3 protein-coding genes are annotated in these 5,222 nt (G+C 70.1%); 1 reads left to right on the top strand and 2 read right to left on the bottom strand.

Annotation, left to right across the window (positions count from 1 at the left end):
- Positions 1 to 1,961, top strand: a 1,961-nt coding sequence (locus tag AC6EI8_RS23835) for a TonB-dependent receptor family protein (protein ID WP_498383051.1), incomplete at its 5' end; no start/stop codon positions are given.
- A gap of 99 nt (positions 1,962 to 2,060) precedes the next feature.
- On the opposite strand, the gene AC6EI8_RS23830 is transcribed toward AC6EI8_RS23835, so the two are convergent.
- Positions 2,061 to 3,383, bottom strand: a complete 1,323-nt coding sequence (locus AC6EI8_RS23830) for an MFS family transporter (RefSeq protein WP_149317186.1) — start codon at positions 3,381 to 3,383, stop codon at positions 2,061 to 2,063.
- Positions 3,384 to 3,754: 371 nt separating this feature from the next.
- Positions 3,755 to 5,222, bottom strand: a 1,468-nt coding sequence (locus AC6EI8_RS23825; RefSeq protein WP_498383050.1) for an SbcC/MukB-like Walker B domain-containing protein, incomplete at its 5' end; no start/stop codon positions are given.

The raw sequence follows: 5,222 nt of genomic DNA, 5'->3' as shown, positions 1-5,222 counted from the left end.
CCGGCTCGCCGACGGTGCCGGCGGTGGTCCGGCAGCGCGCCACGCTGTTCGGCACCGTCGGCTCGGTCGGCTTCGTCGATGCGCAGTCCCATGCGGACAGCTATGCCAGCAATGTGCGCGATGTCCTGAAGGACACGCCGGGCGTCTACGTACAGGAGCGCTATGGCCAGGAGCTGCGGCTGTCGATTCGCGGCTCGGGCATCGCGCGTGGCTATCACGTCCGCGGCATCGACGTGCTGCAGGACGGCGTGCCGACCAACTTCGCCGACGGCAGCGGCGACTTCTATCAGATCGATCCGCTCGCGCTGCAGGCCACCGAGGTGTACAAGGGCGGCAACGGCCTGGCCTATGGCAGCACCACGCTGGGCGGCGCGATCAATTTCACCACGCCCGCCGCGCTGACCGCGCCGGCGCCGAACCAGCTGCGGCTCGAGGGTGGCAGCTTCGGCACCGCCCGCGCCGGCGCGCAGGTGTCGCGCCAGTTCGGCGCCTTCGATTTCCTCGCCAACCTGAGCGTCAATCGCGCCGACGGCTATCGCGAGCACCAGCGCGGCCAGTACCAGCAGTTCAATGCCAACTTCGGCTATCGCCTCAGCCCGGATGTCGAGACGCGCTTCTATCTCGGCGTCTATGTGGTCGACCAGGACCTGCCGGGCACGCTGTCGCTGGCCGACGCCCTGAACCAGCCTCGCCGCGCCTCGGCCGGCGCGCTGGCGCTCGATCAGGCCCGCGACACGCGCACCGAGCGCCTGGCCAACGTGACGACCATCCGGCTGGGGGAAGGGCAGCAGCTGGACCTGCGCAGCTGGGTGATCCACAAGGACCTGCATCACCCGATCTTCCAGGTGATCGACCAGGACAGCTGGACCTATGGCTTCGCGCCGCGCTATACCGGGCGCGGCAGCGTCGGCGGCATGCGCAACGAGCTGATCGTCGGCGGCCGCTTCTTCGGCGGCACCGGCGATTCCCGCCACTACCTGAACCAGGGCGGAAGCCGGGGCGCGCAGACGCTGAACGCACGCCAGCAGGCGGCCAACTACGAGGCGTATCTGGAAAACCGGCTGTATCTGCTGCCCACGGTGGCGCTGATGGCCGGGGCCAAGGCTTATCGCGCCGAGCGGCGCTATACCGACCACGGTGGCCTGGCGGCCAATCCGGTGGCCAAGTCCGACCGCGATACCTTCAGCGGCATCAACCCCAAGATCGGCGTGCTGTGGGAACCGGTCCCCGAGGTGCAGGCCTTCGTCGATATCACGCGCAGCGCCGACGTGCCGGACTTTTCGGATCTGCTGCAGACCATCGGCAGCGCCCAGCGCTTCGTGGCGCTGGCGGTGCAGCGCGGCTGGACGCTGGAGATCGGCACGCGGGGGCGGCGCGAGCGCTTCGGCTGGGATGTCGCCGCCTACCGCTCGCTGGTGCGCGAGCAGATGCTGCAGTTCGCCACCGGCCCCGACATCCCGGCCTCGACGTTCAACGCCGGCCGCACCACGCTGCAGGGCGTGGAGCTGGGCGTCGATGCCGACCTGCTGCGCGGCGTGCTGACCCCGGGCGATCGCCTCAACGTGGCGCAGCTATGGAATTACAGCGATTTCCGCTTCGACAACGACCGGCGCTACGGCAACAACCGCATCGCCGGCGTGCCGGAGCATGTCCTGCGTACCACGCTGACCTACGGCGTGGGCGAGCGCTGGCGCATTGCCGGCACGCTCGACTGGGTGCCGAGCGGCGCCTGGGTCGACTATGCCAATACGATGCGCGCGCCGGGCTACGCGCTGTTCGGCCTGCAGGCGTCCTACCGCTTCGGCGGCGGCGTGACGCTGTTCGTCGATGCCCGCAATCTGGGCGACAAGCGCTATGTCAGCGACTTCGGCACGGTGGCCGACGCGCGCAGCGCGAACACCGCGGTGTTCTACCCGGGCAGCGGGCGGGCCATCTACGCCGGGCTGCAATATCGCTTCTGAAGCGGCGGCGCGCAGCCAGCGCGACGCCGTTCCCGCGGGGCACCCCAGCGGCCCGGCAGGCCGCGGGGTCGCCGCCGTGCCGCCGGGGCGACGGCCTGCTCAGTGTTCGTGATGCAGGTACTTGGCCTGGCGCGGCAGCCGCAGGCTGACCAGGAAGGCCACCACCATCATCGCGGTCACGTACCAGTAGAAGGCGGACTCGTGGCCGACCGACTTCAGGCCGAGCGCGACGTATTCCGCCGAGCCGCCGAAGATGGCGTTGGCGATCGCATAGGCCAGGCCCACGCCGAGCGCGCGCACTTCGGGCGGGAACATCTCGGCCTTGACGATGCCGCTGATCGACGTATAGAGGCTGACCACCGCCATCGACAGCGTGATCAGCACGAAGGCGACCGCCGGATTGGTGATGGTATGCAGCGCGGTCAGCACCGGCACCGTGATCAGCGCGCCGAGCGCGCCGAACAGCATCATGTTGGTACGCCGGCCGATGCGGTCCGACAGCGCGCCGAACACGGGCTGCATGCACATGTAGACGAACAGCGCGCCCGTCATCACGTAGCTGGCGGTCTTGATCGGCATGCCGGCGGTGTTCACCAGGTACTTCTGCATGTAGGTGGTGAACGTATAGAAGATCAGCGAGCCGCCGGCGGTGTAGCCAAGCACGGTGAAGAAGGCCGCCTTGTGGTCGCGCAGCAGCGCGACCACGCTGCCGGCGTCCTTGGTGTTGCGCGTGTCGGCGCTGGACGTTTCATGCAGCGTACGGCGCAGCAGCAGCGCCACCACCGCGGTGATCGCGCCGATCACGAAGGGAATGCGCCAGGCCCAGGTCCTGAGCTCCTGCTCGGTGTACAGCTGCTGCAGCACGACGACCACCAGCACCGCCAGCAACTGGCCGCCGATCAGCGTCACGTACTGAAACGACGAGAAGAAGCCGCGCCGGCCCTTGAGCGCGACCTCGCTCATGTAGGTGGCGGTGGTGCCGTATTCCCCGCCGACCGACAGGCCCTGCAGCAGGCGCGCCAGCAGCAGCAGGGCGGGCGCCCACATGCCGATGCTGTCGTAGGTCGGCAGGCAGGCGATCATCAGCGAGCCGGTGCACATCATCACCACCGAGATCAGCAGCGAACTCTTGCGCCCGTGGCGGTCGGCGATGCGGCCGAACACCCAGCCGCCGATCGGCCGCATCAGAAAGCCCGCGGCGAATACGCCCGCGGTATTGAGCAGCTGCACGGTGGGATCGGACTGCGGGAAGAAGGAGTGCGCGAAATAGATCGCGCAGAACGCGTAGATATAGAAGTCGAACCATTCGACGAGATTGCCGGACGACGCGGCGACGATCGCGAACACGCGGCGGCGGCTGTCATGTTCCCGGTCATGGTCCGTCTTGCCGGCCGGAATGGTGGTGCTGGTCAGTTCTGTCATGGGAGATCGCTGAGTAGGACGCCGGCGCTCAGGCGTGGACACGCGTGCGCCGGCGTCGGGCGAAGCGCGCGGCGGGGCACCGCCGCTGCAACAGAGGCCGCCCGCGGCCAGGGAGCTGACGGGCGGACGGCAGGGCGGTATAAGGGTAACCCCTAGGGCGTGATCCTGCACGGCACGGCGGTGCGGCCGTCGGAAAGGGGCGATGGCGAGCCCAGGCATGGCGCGGGATGGCGCGCGATTGTTCGGGATCGCGAACACAGTGTCTGGTGGAGCGTCTGCGCAAGGGCGGGCGCCGGCCCTCTCCCCCGGCCTTCTCCCGCGCGCGGGAGAGGGCCGGGGGAGAGGGTAAAGGGCAGGGCCCCGCTACACCGCTACGAGCCCACCATGACCCGGCTCTGTCCGCCCGAGAGCCTGCGCACCTCGATGCGCGTGCCGATGCGCTCGGTCATCTCGTGCACGTGCGAGATCACGCCGACCTTGCGGCCCTGGGCCTGCAGGCTGTCGAGCGCGTCCATGGCGACGCGCAGCGTGTCCGCGTCGAGGCTGCCGAAGCCCTCGTCGATGAACAGCGATTCGACCCGCACGCGATGCGAGGACAGCGATGCCAGCCCCAGCGCGAGCGCGAGCGACACCAGGAACGACTCGCCGCCGGACAGCGAATGCACCGAGCGGGCCTCGTCGGCCATGTCCTGGTCGATCACCAGCAGCGCCAGGCTCTGGCGCACGCGTTCGAGCCGGTAGCGGCGCGACAGCGTGGCCAGGTGCCGGTTGGCGTAGCCGAGCAGGATGTCCAGCGTCATCTGCTGGGCATGGTTGCGGAATTTCTTGCCGTCGGCCGAACCGATCAGTTCGTTGAGCACCTGCCAGGTGTGCGCGGCGGCCTGCTGCCCGTCGATGCGCGCGATCAGGTCGCTGGCCTGCGCGCGCCGCTCGTCGTCGCGGCGCAGCGTGAAATCGGCCTCGGCCAGCGCCTGCTTGGCGCGTTCGAGTTCGGCGCGGGCCGCCGTCAGCGCGGCCTGGACGGTGGCCGCGTCGCCTTCGCCCAGCCGGCGTGCCAGATGGCGTTCGCGTTCGGCGCGGCGCGTCTGCACCACGGCGCGGGCTTCATCGACCTCGCGTTGCAGCGCGTGCAGCGCCTCTTCCTCGCGCGCCAGCCAGTCGGCATCGAGCGCCAGCAGCGCGCGCAGGGCGGCTTCGTCGAACGGCGCGGTGGCGGCGGGGCCGATGTGTCGGACGTCTGCGTCGAGGCCGTCATGCCCGTCGTGTCCGTCGCGTCCATCGCGCCTGTCGCGGCTGTCGTGCCCGTCGTGCCCGTCGTGTCTGACGTGCCCGTCGTGCCCATCGTGTCCGACGTGCCCGTCGCCCCAGGCATGCAACCACGCATCGAGCCGCGTCGCGGCGTCGCGCGCCTGCTGCTCCAGCGCCTGGGCTTGGGCCTGCGCCTGTTCGGCGCGCGCGGTCTGCCGCGCCAGCTGCTCGCTGGCAGCCTGGCTCGCCCTCTGCGCCGCGTCGACGCGCGCCGTGGCCTCGGTGCTGGCTTGCGCCAGACGGGCGGCGATGGCCTCGACCGTCAGGCCCGCATCGGGCGTGCCGGCAAACAGCGCATCGCGGCGCACCCTTTGCTCGGACAGGCGCGCGTCGGCGAACGCCAGCGACTCGGCGGCCTTGCGATGCGCTTCGACGGCATGCTCGTGCGCCTGCGTGGCGGCGGCCAGTGCGCCATCGAGCTGCACGATGCGCTGGCGCTGCGCGTCGCGTTGGTCGCGGTGCCGCGTCCATGCGCCGGCGTCAGCCTCGCAGCGCGCACGGAATGCCGCCGGATCGTCGTGCCACTGCCGG

This window comes from Cupriavidus sp. R6-3 (assembly GCF_059772245.1).
This window is presented reverse-complemented; position numbering and strand designations above follow the sequence as displayed.